Annotated in this window: 2 protein-coding genes; both read right to left on the bottom strand. The window is 75.8% G+C overall.

Annotated features, from left to right (window positions below; all coding sequences use genetic code 11):
- A partial coding sequence (locus AB0G08_RS27905; RefSeq protein WP_358093213.1) for a type I polyketide synthase occupies positions 1–21,743 on the bottom strand: 21,743 nt, incomplete at its 3' end.
- Positions 21,744–21,769: 26 nt separating this feature from the next.
- Positions 21,770–24,138: SDR family NAD(P)-dependent oxidoreductase (locus AB0G08_RS27900; protein ID WP_358093210.1), on the bottom strand; the 2,369-nt coding region annotated here is incomplete at its 5' end.

Here is a 24,138-nt window from a genome sequence, read left to right as displayed (position 1 = left end):
ACCTGCGGCCACGGGGTGGGCTCGGTGGCGAGGGCCACCGCCCCGGAGGTCCAGTCGATGTGCGGGGACGGCTCGTCCACGTGCAGGGTCGGCGGCACCAGGCCGTGCCGCATCGCCATGATCATCTTGATCACACCGGCCACACCGGCGGCGGCCTGCGTGTGCCCGATGTTCGACTTCACCGACCCCAGCAGCAACGGCCGGTCCTGCGGGCGGTCCTGCCCGTACGTCGCCAGCAGCGCCTGCGCCTCGATCGGGTCACCCAGGGTCGTGCCGGTGCCGTGCGCCTCGACGGCGTCCACGTCGGCGGTGGTGAGCCGCGCGTTCGCGAGAGCCTGGTGGATCACCCGCTGCTGCGACGGACCGTTCGGGGCGGTCAGACCGTTCGACGCGCCGTCCTGGTTCACGGCCGTGCCGCGTACCACGGCGTAGATCTTCCGGCCCTCGCGCTGGGCGTCGGAGAGCCGCTGCACCAGCAGCACGCCCACGCCCTCGGACCAGCCCGTCCCGTCAGCGGAGGCGGCGAACGACTTGCAGCGGCCGTCCTGCGACAGACCACGCTGCCGGGAGAACTCGATGAACGTCCCCGGCGTCGCCATCACCGTCACGCCACCGGCCAACGCCAGATCGCACTCGCCGCTGCGCAACGCCTGCGCGGCGAGGTGCAGCGCCACGAGGCTCGACGAGCAGGCGGTGTCGACGGTCACCGCCGGGCCCTCCAGCCCGAACGTGTACGCCACCCGGCCCGACAGCACGCTGCCGGAGGTGCCCGTGCCGACGTAGCCCTCCACCTCGGTCGGCAGGTCCATCAGCCGGGAGGCGTAGTCGTGGTACATGACGCCGGCGAACACACCGGTCCGGCTGCCCCGCAGCCGCTGCGGGTCGAGCCCCGCGGACTCGAACGACTCCCACGACGCCTCCAGCAGCAGCCGCTGCTGCGGATCCATCGCCAGGGCCTCACGCGGCGAGATGCCGAAGAAGGCGGGGTCGAACTCCGCCGCCCCGTACAGGAAGCCACCGTGCCGCGTGTACGACGTACCGCTGCGGTTCGGATCCGGGTCGAACAGGGACTCCAGGTCCCAACCCCGGTCGGCCGGGAACTCCGAGATTCCGTCACCGCCGCCGGCCAGCAACTCCCACAGCTGGTCGGGAGACTCCACGCCACCCGGGTAGCGGCAGGCCATGCCCACGATCGCGATCGGCTCGTCGGTGCCGAGGACCGTGCCGGCGACCGGGCCGGCGGTCGACTGACGCACCCCGGCCAGCTCCGACCACAGGTGGTCGGCGAGCACCGCCGGGGTCGGGTAGTCGAAGACCAGCGTCGAGGCCAACCGCAGCCCGGTGGCCGCGTTCAACCGGTTACGCAGCTCGACCGCCGTCAGCGAGTCGAAGCCCAGCTCCCGGAACGCCCGGTCCGCCGGGACCGCCTCCGCGCCGCCGTGCCCGAGCACCTGCGCGACCAGGCCCCGCACCAGCACGTCGATCTGGGCCCGGCCCTCGTCCTCGGTCAGCCCGGCGAGCCGGTCGGCCCAGCCGCCACCGCCCTGCCCCGCCTGGCGGCGGGTGCTGGTCACCCCGATCAGGGTGCGCAGCACGGCCGGTACGGGGCCGCCGGAGGTGGCCGCCCGCAGCGCGGGCACGTCGATGACGGCCGGCACGAGCGCCGCGCGATCAGCGCCCAGCGCCGCGTCGAACAGCTCCAACCCGACCTCGGCGCTCATCGGCGTCAGACCCGCCCGCGCCGAGCGCGCCCGATCCGCCTCGTCGATCGACGCCGCCATACCGGCGGTGTCCCACATGCCCCACGCCAGGCTCACCGCCGGCAGGCCCAACTGCCGCCGGTACACCGCCAACCCGTCCAGGAACGCGTTACCCGCCGCATACGCCGACTGACCCGGCGAACCCAACACACCCGCCACCGACGAGAACACCACAAACAAATCAAGACCCAGAGACGCCGTCGCCTCGTGCAGGAACCACCCCGCCGACACCTTCGGCGCCAACACCCCCGCAAGCCGCTCCGCCGTCAGCCCCTCGACAACACCGTCGTCCAGGACACCGGCGGTGTGCACCACACCCGCCAACCGGCCTTCGGCGGCGACCTCCGCGACCAGCCCGAACACCTGGTCCCGGTCCGTCACGTCACACGCCACCACCCGAACCGACGCGCCCAGCCCGGTCAAACGCTCCGACAACTCGCCCGCACCCGCGGCCTCCGGACCACGCCGCGACACCAACACGAGTGAGCGCACCCCGTGCACCGACACCAGGTGCTCCGCCACCAACGCGCCCAGCGCGCCCGTACCGCCGGTCACCAGCACCGCGCCGTCACCCAGGCTCGGCGCCTGCGCCGCCGTGACGCCCGCCCGGACCAGGCGCGGCGAGTACACCGCGCCCCCGCGGACGGCCAGCTGGCCGCCGGTAGTGGCCGGTTCCCGCAGGACGCCGTCCAGCAGGGCCACCAGCGCCGGGTCCAGGTCACCGTCGACGTCCGCGAGGACGATCCGGCCCGGGTGCTCCGATTGCGCCGACCGCAGCAGGCCCCACACCGCCGTGCCCGCCAGATCCGTCACCCGGTCCTCGGCCCCAACGGACACCGCGCCCCGGGTCACCACGACCAGGCGCGAGTCCGCCAGCGCGTCCGCCGCGAGCCAGGACTGCACCGTCGTCAGCAGGTCCGAGGTCACCGCCCGGACCGACTCCGGCGTCTCCGCCGCCGACCCGGGCGCGGGGAACACCGGAAGCAGTAGCGTCCGGGAGACGGACTCCGCCCCCGCGACCGCCGCCACGTCGGCGTACGCGACCAGCCCGGCCCGTGCCGCCAGCTCGGCCGGCACGTCCCGGCCGCCCGCCAGCAGCGCCCACCCGGCGGCGTCCCCGCCGGGGACGGCCTCCACGGCCGGCCACCGCAGCTCGAACAGCGACCGCGACGCCGCGCCCGGCGCGGCCACGCCGGTCAGCTCCCGCAGGGCGAGGGAGTCCACCGACACCACCGGCGCGCCCGCCTCGTCGTACGCCGCCAGCCGCAGCCCCGAACCGTTGCGGGTCAGGCGCACCCGCAGCGCCCCCGCGCCCGAGGCGTACACCTGCACGCCCTCGAACGCGAACGGCACCCGCGGCCCGCCCGACTCCTCCGCGCCCGACAGCAGCCCGATCGGGTGCAGAGCGGCATCCAGCAGCGCCGGATGCACCCCGAACCCGGCGGCCTCCGCCGCCGCGTCGTCCGGCAGGACCACCTCGGCGTACACCTCGCCGCCGCCGGTCCAGGCACGCCGGAGCCCCTGGAAGACCGGCCCGTACGCCAGGCCGTGCTCCGCCAGCGTCGAATACCAGCCGCTCAGGTCCACCTCGGACGCCCCGGCAGGGGGCCAGGCGACCATGTCCGGCTCGCCCGCGGTGGACGAGTCCAGCACGCCCTCCGCGTGCCGGGTCCAGCCCGCCTCGGGGTCGTCGTCGGGGCGGGAGTAGACGGCGAAGGGGCGCTGCGGCGACTCCGACGCGGAGACCCGCACCTGGATCCGCACGCCTCCGGATGCGGGGACGACCAGCGGGGCGGCCATGGTCAGCTCCCGCAGTCGGGAGAGGCCCACCTCGTCGCCGGCTCGCACGGCCAGCTCGACCAGGGCGGTACCGGGGACGAGCGTCAGGCCGGAGACCGTGTGGTCCGCCAGCCAGGGGTGCGTCGCCAGGGAAAGCCGGCCCGTCAGCACCATCTCGTCGTCGCCGGCCAGGTCCACCGCCGCGCCGAGCAGCGGGTGCTCGGCCCGGCCGAGTCCCGCCCCGGACACGTCACCCATCCGCGCCCGGTTGGCGGCGGGCCAGTAGCGCTGGTGCTGGAAGGCGTACGTGGGCAGGTCCACCCAACGCGCGCCGGTGTCGGCGAACCACGGCCGCCAGCTCACGGGAACTCCGTGCACGTGCAGCTCGGCCAGGGCGTGCAGCAGCGCGTGCGACTCCGGCCGGTCCTTGCGCTGCACGGCGACCGCCAGCACGGCCTCGTCGTCGGGCAGCACGTCCGCGGCCATCGCGGTCAGGACGCTCTGCGGGCCCACCTCCAGGAACGTGTCCACCCCCGCCTCGCGCAGGGCGACGATCCCGTCGGCGTAACGCACTGCCTCCCGCACGTGCCGCACCCAGTAGTCGGCCGTACGGATCTCGTCACCGGCGAGCGCGCCGGTCACGTTCGACACGACGGGCAGAAGCGGCGCGGCGAACGTCAACCCGTCCAGCACCGCCCGGAACTCGCCGAGCATCGGCTCCATCAACGGACTGTGGAACGCGTGACTCACGGTCAGCCGGCGGGTACGGAAACCCCGGTCCCGCCAGACCCGCTCCACCTCGTCGAGGGCGTCGACGGCACCGGACACCACCACGGCGGCGGAACCGTTCACGGCCGCGATCCCGACCTGGTCGCCCATGCCCGCGAGAGACTCCGCCACCTCCGCCTCGGCGGCAGCCACCGCCAGCATGCCACCGCCGGCCGGCAGCGCCTGCATCAGCCGACCCCGCGCGGCCACGAGGGCGCACGCGTCAGCCAGGGACAGCACCCCCGCGACGTGTGCGGCCGTGATCTCACCGATCGAGTGGCCGGCCAGCATGTCGGGAACGATCCCGAACGACTCCACAAGCCGGAACAGCGCCACCTCGACCGCGAACAGGCCGGCCTGCGTGAACACGGTCTGGTCCAGCAGCTCCGCCTCGGCGGAACCCGCCTCGGCGAAGAGCACCTCCCGCAGCGGACGCGGCAGCAGCGTGTCGAGGTGCGCGCACACCTCGTCGAGCGCGGCGGCGAAGACCGGGAACGCGGCGGACAGCTCCCGGCCCATGCCGGCGCGCTGCGCACCCTGACCCGAGAAGAGCAGGGCGAGCTGACCGCGTGCGGCGGCGGAGCCGGTCACGACAGCCCCGGAGGGCTCGCCCGCGTCGAGGGCGCGCAGTGCGGAGAGCAGGCCGTCGCGGTCGCCCACCACGGCGACGGCGCGCTGCTCCAGCGCGGGCCGGGTGGTGACCGAGGACCAGGCGACGTCCAGCGGACGCGGGGCCTCGTCGGCGGCGAGCCACCGCGCCCACCGGCCCGCCTGAGCCGACAGCGCGGCGGCGTCGCGGGCCGACAGCAGCACTGGCACGACCGGCGGTACGTCGCGGGCGACGATCTCGCCCTCGATCGCCTCGGCCGGCGGCTGCTCGATGATCACGTGCGCGTTGGTGCCGGAGATGCCGAACGACGACACCGCCGCCCGACGCGGCCGATCCACCTGCGGCCACGGCGTCGGCTCGGTCGCCAGGGCCACCGCCCCGGCCGTCCAGTCGATGTGCGGGGACGGCTCGTCCACGTGCAGGGTCGGCGGCACCAGGCCGTGCCGCATCGCCATGATCATCTTGATCACACCGGCCACACCGGCGGCGGCCTGCGTGTGCCCGATGTTCGACTTCACCGACCCCAGCAGCAACGGCCGGTCCTGCGGGCGGTCCTGCCCGTACGTCGCCAGCAGCGCCTGCGCCTCGATCGGGTCACCCAGAGTGGTGCCGGTGCCGTGCGCCTCGACGGCGTCCACGTCGGCGGTGGTGAGCCGCGCGTTCGCCAGGGCCTGGTGGATCACCCGCTGCTGCGACGGACCGTTCGGGGCGGTCAGACCGTTCGACGCGCCGTCCTGGTTGACGGCCGTGCCACGGACCACCGCCAACACGCGGTGTCCGTTGCGTCGCGCGTCCGACAGCCGCTCCACGAGCAGCACTCCGACGCCCTCGGACCAGCCGGTGCCGTCGGCCGACGCGGCGAACGACTTGCAGCGGCCGTCCTGCGAGAGACCCCGCTGCCGCGAGAACTCGATGAACGTTCCCGGCGTCGCCATCACCGTCACGCCACCGGCCAGCGCGAGGTCGCACTCGCCGCTGCGCAGCGCCTGCGCGGCGAGGTGCAGCGCCACCAGCGACGACGAGCACGCCGTGTCCACGGTCACCGCCGGGCCCTCCAGCCCGAACGTGTACGCCACCCGGCCCGACAGCACGCTGCCCGAGGTGCCGGTGCCGACAAAGCCCTCGGCGTCCGGCGGCAGGTCCATGAGGCGCGAGGCGTAGTCGTGGTACATGACGCCGGCGAACACACCGGTCCGGCTGCCCCGCAGCCGCTGCGGATCCAGACCCGCCGATTCGAACGACTCCCACGACGCCTCCAGCAGCAACCGCTGCTGCGGGTCCATCGCCAGGGCCTCGCGCGGCGAGATGCCGAAGAAGGCGGGGTCGAACTCCGCCGCCCCGTACAGGAAGCCGCCGTGCCGCGTGTACGACGTGCCGCTGTGCTCCGGGTCCGGGTCGAACAGGCTCTCCAGGTCCCAGCCGCGATCAGTGGGGAACTCCGAGATCCCGTCGCCGCCGCCGGCCAGCAACGCCCACAGCTGGTCGGGAGACTCCACGCCACCCGGGTAGCGACACGCCATGCCGACGATCGCGATCGGCTCGTCGGTGTTGGCGGTGCGCACCGCCGTCTGGCGGACGGTGAGCTGCCCGGAGACCTGCTCGTAGAGGTGGTCGACGAGCACGGTCGGGGTCGGGTAGTCGAAGACCAGCGTCGAGGCCAGCCGCAGCCCGGTGGCCGCGTTCAACCGGTTGCGCAGGTCCACGGCGGTCAGCGAGTCGAAGCCCAGCTCCCGGAACGCCCGGTCGGCCGGCACGGCCTCCGCGCCGCCGTGCCCGAGCACCTGCGCGACCAGGCCCCGCACCAGCACGTCGATCTGGGCGCGCGCCTCGTCGGGCGCCAGGCCCGCCAGCTGGTCGGCCCAGTCGCCGCCCCGCGCGGCCCGTCGCCGGGCCGCCATCGACCCGATCAGCGTACGCAGCACGGCCGGCACCGGACCGGCACCGAGGGCAGCGCGCATCGCCGGTACGTCGATCACGGCCGGCACCAGGGCAGCCCGCTCGGTGCCCAGCGCCGCGTCGAACAGCTCCAACCCGACCTCGGCGCTCATCGGCGTCAGACCCGCCCGCGCCGAGCGCGCCCGATCCGCCTCGTCGATCGACGCCGCCATACCGGCGGTGTCCCACATGCCCCACGCCAGGCTCACCGCCGGCAGGCCCAACTGCCGCCGGTACACCGCCAACCCGTCCAGGAACGCGTTACCCGCCGCATACGCCGACTGACCCGGCGAACCCAGCACACCCGCCACCGACGAGAACACCACAAACAAGTCCAGGTCCAGGGACGCCGTCGCCTCGTGCAGGAACCAACCCGCCGACACCTTCGGCGCCAACACCCCCGCAAGCCGCTCCGCCGTCAGCCCCTCGACAACACCGTCGTCCAGGACACCGGCGGTGTGCACCACACCCGCCAACCGGCCTTCGGCGGCGACCTCCGCGACCAGCCCGAACACCTGGTCCCGGTCCGTCACGTCACACGCCACCACCCGAACGGCAGCACCCAGCGCGGACAGCCGCTCCGACAACTCGCCCGCACCCGCAGCCTCCGGGCCACGCCGCGACACCAGCACCAGCGACCGCACCCCGTGCACCGACACCAGGTGCTCCGCCACCAGCGCGCCCAGCGCGCCCGTACCGCCGGTGACCAGCACCGCGCCGTCGCCGACCACGGGAGCGTCCGCCGGCGCCGGGACGACCGCACGCACCAGACGCGGCACGAACACCGCACCGGAACGCACCGCCACCTGACCACCGAACGCCACCGGCTCGTCCGCCACCGCGCCCAGCACACCCAGCAGCCCGGCGTCCACGTCACCGTCGACGTCCGCAAGGACGATGCGACCCGGGTGCTCCGACTGCGCCGCGCGCAGCAGACCCCACACCGCCGCAGCGGCCAGGTCCGTCACCCGGTCCTCGTCGCGGACGGACACCGCGCCCCGGGTCACCACCACCAGCCGGGAGTCCGCCAGGACGTCAGCGGCCAGCCAGGACTGGACGGTCGCGAGCACGGCCGACGTCGCCGTACGCACCCCGTCCGGGACGGCGGCATCCGACGCGTCGACCGGCAGCACCAGCCCCTTCGGCGCGGTCGCCCGACCGGCGTCGACCGCCGCGACGAGCGCCTCGACGTCGCCGAACGCCGGCAGGTCGGCGGTGGCCGGCGAGCCCACCAGCGCCCACCCGGAGACTTCCCGGGCGGCGGCGACCTCCTCGGCCTGCCAGGTGAGCTCGAACATCGCGCGGGCCGCCGCGCTCGCCGCGGCCACGCCGGTCAGTTCGCGCAGCGCCAGCGAGTCCACCGACACCACGGCCGCACCCGACTCGTCGTACGCAACCAGCCGCACCGCCGAACCCGCCCGCGTCAACCGCACCCGCAGCACCCGCGCGCCGGAGGCGTGCACCTGCACACCCTCGAACGCGAACGGCACCCGCGGCCCGCCCGACTGCTCCGTGCCGGGCAGCAGCCCGATCGGGTGCAGAGCGGCGTCCAGCAGCGCCGGGTGCACCCCGAACCGGGCGGCATCCGCCGCCGCGTCGTCCGGCAACGCCACCTCGGCGTACACGTCCTCCTCGGCGGTCCACACCCGACGCAGCCCCTGGAACACCGGCCCGTACGCCAGGCCGTGCTCCGCCAGCGTCGGGTACCAGCCCGCCAGGTCCAGCTCGGACGCGCCGGCCGGCGGCCACTCCCCCACGCCCGGCTCGTCGGCCGACGCCGGCTCCAGCACGCCCTCCGCGTGCTGGACCCACTCGGCCTCCGGGTCGCCCTCGGACTGCGAGTGCACCGCCACGACCCGGGTGCCCGCCTCGTCGGCCGCGCCGACGCGCACCTGCACCCGCACCGCACCGGCCTCCGGCAGCACCAGCGGCGCGGCCACGGTCAACTCCCGCACCCGCGACGCGCCCACCTCGTCGCCCGCCCGGACGGCAAGCTCCACCAGGGCGGTACCGGGCACGATCACCACGCCGGAGACGACGTGGTCGGCGAGCCACGCGTGGGTGGCGAGCGACAGTCGGCCGGTCAGCACCGCCATGTCGGCGCCGGCCACGGTGACCGCCGCGCCGAGCAGCGGGTGCCCCGCCACGCCCAGGCCCGCGCCGGACACGTCCGGGGTACGCGCCTGGCCCGCGCCGAGCCAGTACCGCTGGTGCTGGAAGGCGTACGTCGGCAGGTCGACCCGGGCGGCGCCGGTGTCGGCGAACCACTGCGTCCAGGTCACCGGGACGCCGTGGACGTGCAGCTCGGCGAGCGCGTGCAGCAGCGCCTGCGGGGCGGGACGGTCCCGGCGCTGGGCGGCCACCGCGAGCGCGTCGTCGGCGAGCAGGTCGGCGTTCATCGCGGTGAGGACGCTCTGCGGGCCGATCTCCAGGAAGGTGTCCACCCCGGTGGCACGCAGGGTGGCGATGCCGTCGGCGTAGCGGACGGCGTCGCGGACGTGCCGGACCCAGTACTCGGCGCGGGTGATCTCCTGCGCTTCGGCAAGCGCCCCGGTCAGGTTCGACACCACCGGCAGCAGCGGCGCCCGGAACGTCAGCCCCGCCACGACCGCGCGGAACTCGTCGAGCATCGGCTCCATCAGCGGGCTGTGGAACGCGTGGCTCACGGTCAGCCGGCGGGTGCGGGCACCCCGGTCCCGCCAGAGCCGCTCCACCTCGTCCAGCGCGTCGACGGCGCCCGACACGACCACGGCGGTAGGCCCGTTGACGGCCGCGACACCGACGCGGTCGGTCAGGCCCGCGAGGGACTCCACCACCGCGGCCTCGTCCGCCGCCACGGCCAGCATGCCGCCGCCGGCCGGCAGCGCCTGCATCAGCCGGCCCCGCGCGGCGACGAGCGCGCACGCGTCGGCCAGGGACAGCACCCCGGCGACGTACGCGGCCGTGATCTCACCGATCGAGTGACCGGCGACCACGTCGGGCACGATGCCGAACGACTCCACCAGCCGGAACAGCGCCACCTCGACCGCGAACAGGCCCGCCTGGGTGAAGGCGGTCTGGTCCAGCAGCTCCGCCTCTGCCGAGCCCTCGGCCGCGAACAGCACCTCCCGCAGCGGGCGCGGCAGCAGCGGGTCGAGCTGCGCGCACACCTCGTCCAGCGCGGCGGCGAAGACCGGGAACCCGGCGGCCAGCTCCCGGCCCATGCCGGCGCGCTGGGCACCCTGACCGGAGAAGAGCACGGCCAGCTGGGTACGCGTCGTGCCGGTGCCGGTGACCACGGCGGCGGCCGGCTCACCGGCGGCGAGGGCGCGCAGCCCGGCCAGCAGTTCGTCCCGGTCCGTCGCGGTGACGACCGCGCGGTGCTCCAGTACGGCCCGGCTGACGGTCGACGACCAGCCGACGTCGACGGGGCGCAGTTCCTCGTCACCGGCGATCCAGCGGGCCCAGCGGTCCGCCTGTGCCGCGACGGCGGCCTCGGATCGGGCCGAGAGCAGCACCGGGGTCGGCACCAGCCCGGCGGCGGGTTCGTCGCCGGGGGTCGGCGCGTCCCCGCCCCGGGTCTGCTCCGCCTCGGCGGGCGGCTGCTCGATGATCACGTGGGCGTTGGTGCCGCTGACTCCGAACGACGAGACCGCCGCGCGGCGGGGCCGGCCCGCCGCGGGCCAGTCGCGCGCCTCGGTGAGCAGGGAGACGGCCCCGGCGCTCCATTCGATGTGCGGGGACGGCTCGTCCACGTGCAGCGTCGACGGCAGCAGCCCATTGCGCATCGCCATGATCATCTTGATGATGCCGGCCACCCCGGCGGCGGCCTGGGTGTGCCCGATGTTCGACTTGATCGAGCCCAGCCACAGCGGACGGTCCTGCGGGCGGTCCTGCCCGTACGTCGCCAGCAGCGCCTGCGCCTCGATCGGGTCGCCGAGCGTCGTGCCGGTGCCGTGCGCCTCGACGGCGTCCACGTCGGCGGTGGTCAGCCGCGCGTTCGCCAGGGCCTGCCGGATCACCCGCTGCTGCGACGGACCGTTCGGCGCCGTCAGGCCGTTCGACGCGCCGTCCTGGTTCACGGCCGTGCCGCGCACGATCGCGTAGATCCGCCGGCCCTCCCGCCGCGCGTCCGAGAGCCGCTGCACCAGCAGCACCCCGACGCCCTCGGACCAGCCCGTGCCGTCGGCCGACGCGGCGAACGACTTGCACCGGCCGTCCTGCGACAGGCCACGCTGGCGCGAGAACTCGATGAACGTCCCCGGCGTCGCCATCACCGTCACACCGCCGGCCAACGCCAGATCACACTCGCCGCTGCGCAACGCCTGCACCGCCAGGTGCAGCGCCACCAGCGACGACGAGCACGCGGTGTCCACGGTCACCGCCGGGCCCTCCAGCCCGAACGTGTACGCCACCCGACCGGACAGCACGCTGCCGGAGGTGCCGGTGCCGAGGTAGCCGCCCACGCCCTCGGGCAGATCCTGCACGCCGGAGGCGTAGTCGTGGTACATCAACCCGGCGAAGACGCCGGTCCGGCTGCCGCGCAGCCGCGACGGGTCGAGACCGGCGGACTCGAACGTCTCCCACGAGGTCTCCAGCAGCAGCCGCTGCTGCGGGTCCATCGCGATCGCCTCGCGCGGCGAGATCCCGAAGAAGTCCGGGTCGAACTCGGCGGCCCCGTACAGGAAGCCACCGTGCCGGGTGTACGAGGTGCCGGGGTTGTCCGGGTCGGGGTGGAAGATCCGGTCGAGGTCCCAGCCCCGGTCGGTGGGGAACTCGCCGATGCCGTCGGCCCCGGCGGCGACCAGGTCCCACAGCTGCTGCGGGCTCGTCACGCCGCCCGGGTAGCGGCAGGCCATGCCGACGATGGCGATCGGCTCGTCGACGGTGGTCGCCCGCACGGCGTCCTGCTGCTCGGCGACCTGGCCGGACAGCTGTTCGTACAGGTGCTCCGACAGGGCGCCGGGGGTCGGGTAGTCGAAGACGAGCGTCGAGGTGAGCCGCAGCCCGGTCGCGCTGTTGATCCGGTTGCGCAGCTCCACGGCGGTCAGCGAGTCGAAGCCCAGCTCCCGGAACGCCCGGTCCGCCGGCACCTGGTCGGCGCCACTGTGGCCGAGGACCTGCGCGATCATCCCGCGGACCAGCAGGGCCACCTGCGTCCGCGCCTCCTGCGGGTCGAGCCCGGCCAGCCGGTCGGCCCACGCTCCGGTGCCGGAACGGCGACGCTTCGCGGTCGGTCCCACCAGGGCCCGCAGCATCGGGGGCACCCGGCCGGCGGCGGTCTGCGCCCGCATGGCGGGCAGGTCGACCACCGCCGGTACCAGCGCCGCGCCGCCGTGGGCCAGGGCGGCGTCCCACAGCCCGAGCCCGACCGGGGCGGTCATCGGGACCAGACCGGCCCGGGTCACCCGGGCGCGGTCGGCGTCGTTGATCGACGCGGCCATGCCGTCCGTGTCCCACATGCCCCACGCGAGGCTCACCGCGGGCAGCCCACGCTGCGCCCGCAGCAGGGCGAGGGCGTCCAGGAAGGCGTTGCCGGCCGCGTAGGCGGCCTGGCCGGGAGAGCCGAGCACCCCGGCGACGGAGGAGAAGAGCACGAACAGGTCGAGGTCCAGCTCGGCAGTCGCCTCGTGCAGCCACCAGCCCGCCGTGACCTTCGGGGCCAGCACGTCCGCCAACCGCTCGGCGGTGATCCCGCTGACCACGCCGTCGTCCAGGACGCCGGCCGTGTGGACCACACCGGCCAACCGGTCCTCGGCGGTGATCGCCCGGACCAGCTCGCCGACCCGCGCGCGGTCGGTCACGTCCGTGGCGACCACCCGGGCGGCCGCGCCCAGCGCGGCCAGCCGCTGCACCAGCTGGTCGGCGCCGGGGGCCGCCGGGCCCTGGCGGGACGCCAGCACCAGCGAACGCACGCCGTACGCGGTGACGAGGTGTTCCGACACCAGGGCGCCCAGCGACCCGGTGCCACCGGTCACCAGGACGGTTCCCTGGCCGAGGGCCGCCGGGGTGCGCGCGCCACCGGTGGCGCGGACCAGCCGCGGCAGGTACGCCGTGCCCGCCCGCACCGCGAGTTGCCCGCCGAGGCCCGCGTCGTCGGCGGCCGCGGCGAGCAGGGCCAGCAGGCCGGCGTCCAGGTCGGCACCCGGTTCGAGGTCGGCCAGCACGATCCGGCCGGGGTGTTCCGACTGGGCCGAGCGCAGCAGGCCCCAGACCGCCGCCCCCGCCAGGTCCGTGACGCGGTCGTCCGTGCCGGTGGCCACCGCGCCGCGGGTCACCACGACCAGCCGCGAGTCCGCGAGGGGGTCGGCGGCCAGCCAGGCCTGCACCGCGCCGAGCACGTCCGCCGTGACCGACCGCACCGCGGCGGGCACGTCCGCCCCGGCTGCCGCCGGGGCGACGGGCAGCAGCAGCGCTGCGGGGGCAGGGGCGGTGCCGTCCGCCACCGCCGTGGTCACCGCCGCGACGTCGGCGTACGCCGGAAGCTGCGGCGCGCCGTCGAGCGGGCGGTCACCGAGCAGGATCCAGCCGTACCCGCCGTCGGGCGCGGTGATCTGCTCGGGCTGCCAGGACACCTCGAACAGGGAGCGGTTCGCCTCGTCCGGGGGCGCCGCCAGTCCGGTCATCTCGCGCAGCGTCAGCGAGTCCACCGACACCACCGGCACACCCGTCTCGTCGACGGCGACCAGGCGCACGGAGCTGCCGGAGGCGGTGAGGCGGACCCGGAGCGTCCGTGCCCCGACCGCGTGGACCTGCACTCCTTCGAACGCGAACGGCACCCGCGCCCCGCCGCCCGCCCCGTCGGCGGGCAGCAGCCCGACGGGGTGCAGGGCGGCGTCCAGCAGCGCCGGGTGCACCCCGAAGCCCGCCGGATCACCGATCACCTCGTCGGGGAGGGCGACCTCGGCGAACACCTCGCCCTCGGCGGTCCACGCCCGGCGTAGGCCCCGGAAGACCGGTCCGTAGGAGAGGCCGTGCTCGGCAACCGTCGCGTACCAACCGGTGACGTCCACCTCGGACGCGCCGGGCGGCGGCCACGCGCCCAGCGTGGGCTCGTCGGCGGTGGGCGCGCCGACGAGGCCGTCGGCGTGCCGGGTCCACCCCTCCTCCGGGTCGTCCTCGGGCTGGGAGTGCACGGTCACCGACCGGGTGCCCGTCGCGTCGACGGGACCCACCCGGACCTGCACCCGTACCCCGCCGCCGGTGGCGGGCAGCACGAGCGGGGCGAGCACGGTCAGCTCACGTACGCGGGAGGCACCGACCTCGTCGCCCGCCCGGACGACGAGGTCCACCAGGGCGGTGCCCGGCACGACCACGGCGCCGGACACGACGTGGTCGGCCAGCCACGCATGGGTCGACACCGACAGCCGGCCGGTCAGCACCACCATGTCTTCGCCGGCGACCGACACCGCCGCGCCGAGCAGCGGGTGCCGCGCCACACCGAGGCCCGCGCCCGAGACGTCGGCCGACTGGCCGGCCGGCGGCAGCCAGTACCGCTCCCGGTGGAAGGCGTACGTGGGCAGGTCCACCCGGCGCGCGCCCGTGTCGGCGAACCACGGCTGCCAGCTCACCGGAACGCCGTGCACGTGCAGCTCGGCCAGGGCGTGCAGCAGCGCGTGCGCCTCCGGCCGGTCCTTGCGCTGCACGGCGACCGCCAGCACGGCCTCGTCGTCGGGCAGCACGTCCGCGGCCATCGCGGTCAGGACGCTCTGCGGGCCCACCTCCAGGAACGTATCCACCCCCGCCTCGCGCAGGGCGACGATCCCGTCGGCGTAACGCACCGCCTCGCGCACGTGCCGCACCCAGTAGTCGGCCGTACGGATCTCCTCGGCGTCGGCGAGCGCGCCGGTCACGTTTGACACGATCGGCAGCAACGGCGCGGCGAAGGTGAGCCCGGACAGCACCGCCCGGAACTCGTCGAGCATCGGCTCCATCAGAGGGCTGTGGAACGCGTGGCTGACCGTCAGCCGGCGGGTGCGGATGCCTCGGTCCCGCCAGACCCGCTCCACCTCGTCCAGCACCTCGACGGCACCCGACACGACCACCGACGTCGGACCGTTGACGGCCGCGATACCGACCCGGTCGGTCAGCCCGGCGATCGACTCCGCCACCTCCGCCTCGGCGGCAGCCACCGCCAGCATCCCGCCGCCCGCCGGCAGCGCCTGCATCAGCCGACCCCGCGCGGCCACGAGGGCGCACGCGTCAGCCAGGGACAGCACCCCCGCGACGTGTGCGGCCGTGACCTCACCGATCGAGTGGCCGGCCAGCATGTCCGGCACGATCCCGAACGACTCCACAAGCCGGAACAGCGCCACCTCGACCGCGAACAGGCCGGCCTGCGTGAACACCGTCTGGTCCAGCAGCTCCGCCTCGACGGAACCCGCCTCGGCGAAGAGCACCTCCCGCAGCGGACGCGGCAGCAGCGTGTCGAGGTGCGCGCACACCTCGTCGAGCGCGGCGGCGAAGACCGGGAACGCGGCGGACAGCTCCCGGCCCATGCCGGCGCGCTGCGCACCCTGACCCGAGAAGAGCAGGGCGAGCTGGCCCCGCTGCCCGCCCGGGCCGGTGACCACGCCGACCGCGGGCTCGCCCGCCGCCACGGCTTCCAGCCCCGCCAGCAGCTCGTCCCAGCTCCCGCCGGACACGACCGCGCGGTGCTCCAGCACGGACCGCGACGCCAGCGACGACCACGCCACGTCGAGCGGACGCGGGGTGTCGGTGTCGCCGAGCCACTGCGCCCAGCGTCCGGCCTGCGCCGACAGCCCCGCCGCGTCGCGGGCCGAGAGCAGCACGGGCACCACCGACGGCGTCCGGGACGGCTCGTCGCCGGCGTCCGGCTCGTCTCCGCCGGTCGGCACGGGCGGCTGCTCCAGGATCAGGTGGACGTTCGTACCGCTGATGCCGAACGACGACACGGCGGCCCGGCGCGGCCGGTCCACCGCCGGCCAGGGACGCGCCTCGGCCAGCAGGGACACCGCGCCGGCGGACCAGTCCACGTGGGGGGTCGGCTCGTCGAGGTGCAGGGTCTGCGGGAGCAGGCCGTACCGCATCGCCTGCACCATCTTGATCATGCCGGCGACGCCGGCGGCGGCCTGGCTGTGGCCGATGTTCGACTTGATCGAGCCGAGCAGCAGCGGCCGGTCGGCGGGGCGGCCCTGGCCGTAGGTCGCCAGCAGGGCCTGCGCCTCGATGGGGTCGCCGAGCGTCGTGCCGGTGCCGTGCGCCTCGACGGCGTCGACGTCGGCCGTGGTCAGCCGCGCGTTCGCGAGGGCCTGCCGGATCACCCGCTGCTGGGCCGGCCCGTTGGGGGCGGTGAGGCCGTTGGACGCGCCGTCCTGGTTGACGGCGCTGCCGGCGATCACGGCGAGCACCTGGCGGCCCTGCCGCCGGGCGTCGGAGAGCCGCTGGACCAGCAGCACGCCGACCCCCTCCGACCAGCCGGTGCCGTCGGCGTCGGCGGCGAAGGACTTGCAACGCCCGTCCGGGGCGAGGCCGCCCTGGCGGGAGAACTCGACGAAGGCACCGGGGGTCACCATGACGGTGACGCCGCCGGCCAGCGCCATGTCGCACTCGCCGCCGCGCAGCGCCTGGGCGGCGAGGTGCACCGCCACCAGGGACGACGAGCAGGCGGTGTCGACCGTCACCGCCGGGCCCTCCAGCCCGAAGGTGTACGACACCCGGCCGGAGATGACGCTGTGCGCGCCGCCCGTGAGCTGGTAGCCGGCCAGTTCCGCCGGGGTGTCGGTGGTGCCGTAGCCCGACGGGGAGGCGCCGACGAACACGCCGGTACGGCTGCCGCGCAGCTCGTCCGGGTCGATCCCGGCCTGCTCCATGGCCTCCCAGGACGCTTCCAGCAGCAGGCGCTGCTGCGGGTCCATGGCGACCGCCTCGCGCGGCGAGATGCCGAAGAAGCCGGGGTCGAACGTGGTGGCGCCATCGACGAAGCCGCCCTCGCGGGTGTGCGACACGGGTCGCCCGTCGGCGTCGACGGCCAGCAGCCGGCCCATGTCCCAGTGCCGGTCCTCGGGGAAGCCACTGATCCCGTCGCGCCCGGTGGCGACCAAGTCCCACAGGTCGTCGGGGTTGGCCACGCCGCCCGGGTACCGGCAGCTCATGCCGACGATGACGATCGGGTCGTCGTCCACCGGCCCGGCGGGGCCCCAGGTGGTGACGGTGTCGACCTCGTGCAGGCGCAGCGTGGCCGAGAGGTGGTCGGCGAGGGCGGCCGGGTTCGGGTAGTCGAAGACGAGGGTGGTGGGCAGGGTGAGCCCGGTGGCGGCGCCGAGCCGGTTACGCAGCTCGACCGCCGTCAGCGAGTCGAAGCCCAGTTCCTTGAACGCCCGGTTCGCCTTGACCAGCTCGGTGCCGGAGTGGCCGAGCACGGCGGCGGTGTGCGTGCGTACGAGGTCGGTCAGGTACCGGTCCTGTTCGGCGCGGGGCAGCGTCAGCAGGTGCTGCCGCAGCCCGCCGCCGGCGGTGTCCTCCGGTTCCGCGTCGACCACGCGCAGGGCGTCGCGGGCCTCGGCGATGTCGTCCAGCAGGGGGCGGGCGCGGGCGGCGGCGAACGCCGGGGTGAACAGGGACCAGTCGACGTCCGCCACGGTCACCGACGGCACGGCGCGGCCCACCGCGCTGCGCAGCGCGTACACGGCCTGGGCCGGGGACATCGGGCTGAGGCCGCGCCGGGCCAGCAGCTCCTGGCCCTCGCCGCTGGCCATGCCGCCGTCGGCCCAGGGGCCCCAGGCGACGGCGGTGGCGGCCAGGCCGCGGGCCCGGCGCCGCTCGGCGAGGGCGTCGAGGAAGGCGTTGCCGGCGGCGTAGGCGGCCTGTCCGCCGCTGCCCCAGATGCCGGCGATGGAGGAGAAGAGCACGAACGCGTCGAGCGGCCGGTCGCCCAGCAGCTCGTCCAGGTGCACCGCACCGGCGATCTTGCCGTCCAGCACCCCGGCCAGCCCGGCCAGGTCGGTGTCGGCCAGCATGTTCAGCTGGCCCACCCCGGCGGCGTGCACCACCGCCGTGAGCGGCGCCTCGTCGGCGTCGACGTCGCGCAGCAGCGCCTCGACGCGGGCGCGGTCGGCCATGTCGGCGGCGACCAGGGTCACCCGGGCGCCGAGCGCGGTCAGCTCGTCGCGCAGCTCCGCCGCCCCGGGGGCGCGGTCGCCCCGGCGGCTGGTGAGCACGACGTGCGCCGCGCCGTTGGCCGCCACCCAGCGGGCCACGTGGGCGCCGAGCGCCCCGGTGCCACCGGTGATCAGCACCGTGCCCGACGGCTGCCAGCGCTCGACCGCGCCGACGGCCGCCGGCGTGGCGCGCACCAGGCGCCGCACGAACACGCCGGCGGGCCGCACGGCGACCTGGTCCTCGTGGCCGCCACCGGTCAGGACGCCCACCACGTGGTCCCAGTCGGTCCGGTCGGGCCCGTCCGGCAGGTCGACCAGGCCGCCCCAGAGCTGCGGGTGTTCCAGCCCGGCGACCCGCGCCAGGCCCCACAGGCCGCCCTGGGCGACACTGCGGACCGAGTCGGTGTCCCCGGTGCCGACCGCGCCCCGGGTCACCATCCACAGCGGTGCCGCGACGTCGGCCGCGTGCAGGGCCTGCACCAGCGCCATCGTGGCGGCCGTGCCGAGCGGCACCGCCGGGTGACCGGGGTGCGGCCGGTCCAGCAGGCCCAGCAGGGAGACGATCCCGGCGAACCGGGCGTCCCCCACGGCCTCGGCCACCCGCGACGTCACCTGCTCGCGCTCCGCCGTCGGGTCCACCGCCAGCCGGGACACCTCGCCGCCGGCGGCGGTCAGCGTCTCCGCGAGCGCCTCGGCCCACTCCGTCGCGGGCACGTCGCCGGCCGGCTCCACCAGCAGCCAGCGGCCCGACGGGCTGACCGGCGCGGGGGCGGCGCTGCGCTTCCACACCACCCGGTACGACCAGCCGTCGACGACGGCGTCCCGCAGCCGCGCCTTGCGCCAGGACGACAGGACCGGCAGGGCCGGGGCCAGGACGTCCGCCCCCTCGTCGCCGAACTGCGCCGCCAGCGCCGCCACGTCGGAGCGCTCCACCGCCGACCAGAACTCGACGTCCACCACGTCCGGGCTGACCGGGCCGGTGACCGACACCGGCATCTGCTCGGGCCAGTAGCGCTGCCGCTGGAACGCGTACGTGGGCAGGGCGACCGGGGTCGCCCCGGCGCCGGAGTAGAGGGCCGGCCAGTCGACGGTGGCCCCGTTGACGTGCAGCTCGGACAGCGCGGCGAGCAGGGCCGGGGCCTCGGGACGGTCGGCGCGCAGGACGGGCACCGCGATGACGGGGGTGTCGTCGGCGTCCGCCGGCTCCTGCCCGTCCAGCACGTCCCGGGTCATCGCGGTCAGCACGCTGCGCGGGCCGATCTCCAGGAACGTGTCCACGCCCGCGTCGCGCAGCGCGGCGACCCCGTCGGCGAAGCGGACGGCCTCCCGGACGTGGCGCACCCAGTAGTCGGCGGTGCGGATCTCGTCGGCGTCGGCGAGCGCCCCGGTCACGTTCGACACGATGGGCAGCGCCGGCGCGGCGAACGTCAACCCGTCCAGGACGGCGCGGAACTCGGCGAGCATCGGCTCCATCAGCGGGCTGTGGAACGCGTGGCTGACGGTGAGCCGGCGCGTCCGCGCGCCCCGCTCCCGCCAGAGCCGCTCGACCTCGTCGAGGGCCTCGACGGCGCCGGAGACCACGACCGAGGTGGGCCCGTTGACCGCCGCGACGCCGATCCGGCCGGCCAGGGCCGCGATCGACTCGGCCACCGCCTCCTCCGGGGCGGCGATGGCGAGCATGCCGCCGCCGGTGGGCAGCGCCTGCATCAGCCGGCCCCGCGCCGCCACCAGCGCCGCCGCGTCGGCCAGGGACAGCACCCCGGCCACGTGCGCGGCGGCGACCTCGCCGATCGAGTGCCCGCCCACGAAGTCCGGCACCACACCGAACGACTCGACGAGGCGGAACAGTGCCACCTCGACCGCGAAGAGGCCGGCCTGGGTGAAGACGGTCTGGTCCAGCAGCTCCGCCTCTGCCGAGCCCTCGGCCGCGAACAGCACCTCCCGCAGCGGGCGCGGCAGCAGCGGGTCGAGCCGCCCGCACACCTCGTCCAGCGCGGCGGCGAAGACGGGGAACTCCGCGTACAGCTCCCGGCCCATGCCGGCGCGCTGCGCGCCCTGGCCGGAGAAGAGCACCGCGAGCGGGCCCCGGTCGGCGGCCTGCCCGGCGACCACCGCGCCGGACGGCTGCCCGGCGGCGAGGGCGCGCAGGCCGGCCAGCAGGTCCTCGCGGTCGGTGGCGGTGAGCACCGCGCGGTGTTCCAGCGCGGAGCGCGACACCACCGACGACCAGCCGACGTCCACCGGTCGGAGGGTCTCGTCGGCGTCCAGCCACCGGGCCCAGCGGCCCGCCTGCGCGGTCAGCGCGGCGTCCGACCGGGCGGACAGCAGCACGGGCACCACCGGCAGGGTGACGGCGGGTGCCGGGCGGGCGTCAGCGGGGGTCGTGCCGTCGGCGTCGGGGGCGGGCGGCTCCTCCAGGATGGTGTGCGCGTTCGTGCCGGAGATGCCGAACGACGAGACGGCCGCCCGCCGGGGACGGTCGGTCACCGGCCACGGCCGGGCCTCGGTCACCAGCGACACCTCGCCCGCCGACCAGTCCACCTTGGGCGTCGGCTCGTCCACGTGCAGGGTGGACGGGACGAGCCCGTGCCGCATCGCCATCACCATCTTGATCACGCCGGCCACGCCCGCGGCGGACTGGCTGTGACCGATGTTCGACTTGATCGAGCCGAGCAGCAGCGGCCGGTCGGCGGGGCGGTCCCGCCCGTACGTGGCCAGCAGCGCCTGCGCCTCGATCGGGTCGCCGAGGACGGTGCCGGTGCCGTGCGCCTCGACGGCGTCCACGTCGGCCGTGGTCAGCCGGGCGTTGGCGAGGGCCTGCCGGATCACCCGCTGCTGGGCCGGGCCGTTGGGCGCGGTGAGGCCGTTGGACGCGCCGTCCTGGTTGACGGCGCTGCCCCGGATCACGGCGAGGACGGGGTGCCCCTTGCGCTGCGCGTCCGACAGCCGCTCCACCAGCAGGATGCCGACGCCCTCGGACCAGCCCGTGCCGTCTGCGGCGGCGGCGAACGACTTGCACCGGCCGTCGGGGGCGAGCCCCCGCTGCCGGGAGAAGCCCACGAAGGGGCCAGGGGTGGCCATGACGCACACGCCGCCGGCCAGGGCCAGGTCGAAGTCGCCCTGCCGCAGCGCCTGGCACGCCAGGTGCAGGGCGACCAGCGACGACGAGCAGGCGGTGTCGACCGTGACCGCGGGGCCCTCCAGGCCGAGGGCGTACGCGATCCGCCCGGAGACGACGCTGGTGGCCGTACCCGTCAGCAGGTAGCCCTCGTCGGTGCCCTCGGCCTCGCTCTGCGGCCCCATCCCGTAGCCGTTGGCGGCGGTCCCGACGAAGACGCCGACCTTCTGCCCGCGCATGGAGGCGGGCGCGATCCCGGCGTGCTCGAACGCCTCCCACGACGTCTCCAGCAGCAGCCGCTGCTGGGGGTCCATCGCCATGGCCTCGCGGGGCGAGATGCCGAAGAACTCGGCGTCGAAGTCGGCCGCGTCGTAGAGGAAGCCGCCCTCGCGGGTGGTGGACCGGCCGGCCCGGTCGGCGTCCGGGTCGTACAGGTTGTCCAGGTCCCAGCCGCGGTCCGTCGGGAAACCGCCGATCGCGTCGCCGCCGGAGGCCACCAGATCCCAGAGCTGCTCGGGGCTGGCGACGCCGCCCGGGTAGCGGCAGGACATCGCGACGATCGCGATGGGCTCCCGGGCGGCAGCGGTCAGCTGCTGGTTGAGCTGGCGGAGGCGGCCCGTCTCCTTGAGTGACGCGCGAAGCGCCTCGACGACCTTGTCTGCGGACGTAGACATCATGAGCTCCGTACTGGGGACAACGGTCAGGAATCGGTTCCGTCAAGCGCCAGCCTGACGAGGGTGTCGGTGTCGAGCTCGTCGAGGTCCAGGGCCTCGTCGGTGGACTCGTCGCGGGGACCGCCGTCGGCGTCGGTGAGGTTGAGCAGCAGGTCCAGCAGCCCGGCCTCGCGGATGCGGGCCAGCGGGATCGTCGCGAGCGCCTGCCGGACGGCCGCCTCCGCCGGGTCGCCGTCGTCGGCCTGCGCCGCCTCGGGCACCAGTCCGTCGAGCAGGTTCTCGGCGAGCACGGCCGGGTTCGGGTAGTCGAAGACGAGGGTCGCCGGCAGCGACAGGCCGGTGGCCCCGGTCAGTCGGTTGCGCAGCTCGACCGCCGTCAACGAGTCGAACCCGAGTTCCTTGAAGGCGCGCTGGGGCTTGACCCGGTCCGTGCCCGCGTGGCCGAGCACGGCGGAGGCGTGGGTACGGACCAGGTCGACGAGGTGCCGGACCCGCTCGGGGCGGGGCAGGGTGAGCAGGTGGTCCCGGAGGGCGTCGGCGACGCCGCCCGGCTGCTCCTCGGCGCGGGCGTGCAGCGCCTCCCGGACCTCGGCGATGTCGTCGAGCAGCGGTCGGGGGCGGGCCGAGGCGTACGCCGGAGCGAAGACCGCCCAGTCGACGTCCACCACGGTCAGCGCCGCCCGGGGCAGGCCGACGGCGTACCGCATGGCGTGCACGGCCTCGGCCGGTGCCATCGCGGTCAGGCCGCGCCGGGCCAGCAGTCGCTGGGCCTCGCCGGTGGCCATGCCGCCGTCGGCCCAGGGTCCCCAGGCCACGGAGGTCGCCGGCAGGCCCCGTCCGCGCCGGTGCTCCGCCAGCGCGTCGAGGAAGGCGTTGCCCGCGGCGTAGGCGGACTGCCCGCCGCTGCCCCACACCCCGGCGATGGAGGAGAAGAGCACGAACGCGTCCAGCGGCCGGTCCCCGAGCAGGGCGTCCAGGTGCAGCGCGCCGGCGACCTTGCCGTCGAGCACACCGGCGAACGCGGCCAGGTCGGTGTCGGCGATCAGGCCGGACTCGCCGGCGCCCGCCGCGTGGACCACGGCCGTCAGCGGCGCGGGGTCCTCGTCGAGCCGCGCCAGCAGGGCCGCCACCTGGTCGCGGTCGGCCACGTCGCAGGCGACGACCGACGTCCGGACGCCCTGCGCGGTCAGCTCCTCGCGCAGCTCCGCCGCCCCCGGGGCGCGCTCGCCCCGGCGGCTGGTCAGCACGACGTGAGCGGCGCCGTTGGCCGCCGCCCACCGGGCCACGTGGGCGCCCAGCGCGCCCGTGCCGCCGGTGACCAGCACCGTGCCGGACGGCCGCCACCGCTCCGCCGCGTCGGGGGCGGCGGGTGCCGAGCGGACCAGGCGCCGGACGAACACCCCGGAGGGGCGTACGGCCAGCTGGTCCTCGTCGCCGGAACCGGTCACCACCCGCGCCAGCCGGTCCCACGCCGTCGCGTCGACCTGGTCGGGCAGGTCCACCAGTCCACCCCACAGCTGGGGGTGTTCCAGGCCGGCCACGAGCCCCAGGCCCCAGAGTCCGCTCTGGGCGACGCCGTGCACCGTGTCCCCGTCGCCGGTGCTGACCGCGCCCTGGGTCAGGCACCACAGCCGGGCCGTCGCCCCGGTGTCGTGCAGGGCCTGGAGCAGCAGCAGCGTCGCGGCCGTCCCGACCGGCACGGCCGGGTGGGTGGGGTGCGGCTGGTCGCGGAGGCCGAGCAGGGAGAGCACGCCGGTGACGGGCCCGTCGGCCAGCGCGTCGGCCAGCCGTCGGGCGAGGCCCGCCCGGTCGGTGCCGACCGGGTCGACGGTGAGCCGGACCACGTCGGCGCCGACCTCGGCGAGGGCCTTGGTGACCGCCTCCGCCCGGGTGCCGTCCGCCAGGTCGTCCTCCGCCGTCACGAGCAGCCACACGCCGGGCCGCGCCGGGTCGGCGGTGATGTCGGTCCGCTTCCACCCGACCCGGTACGACCAGCCGTCCACGACCGCCCGCCGCGTGCGCGCCCGGTGCCAGGTCGACAGGACGGGCAGGGCCGGGGTGAGGGCGTCCAGGGCCGCGCCGTCGTCGCCGAACTGCGCGGCGAGGGCGGTCAGGTCGGCGCGTTCCACCGCGTCCCAGAAGTCGGCGTCGCCGCCGTGGGTCGCCGTCTGTCGTGGCCGGCCCGCCGGCTCGGGCCAGTACCGCTCCCGCTGGAAGGCGTACGTGGGCAGGTCGACCCGGCGCGCGCCGGTGTCGGCGAACCACGGCCGCCAGCTCACCGGAACGCCATGCACGTGCAACTCGGCCAGGGCGTGCAGGAGCGCGTGCGCCTCCGGCCGGTCCTTGCGCTGCACGGCGACGGCCAGCACGGCGTCGTCGGGCAGCACGTCGGCGG

It is taken from the genome of Micromonospora sp. NPDC023644 (assembly GCF_040640115.1).
Taxonomy (GTDB): Bacteria; Actinomycetota; Actinomycetes; order Mycobacteriales; family Micromonosporaceae; genus Micromonospora.
The sequence above is the reverse complement of the archived record's forward strand: the minus strand, read 5'-3'. Positions and strand labels throughout refer to the sequence as shown.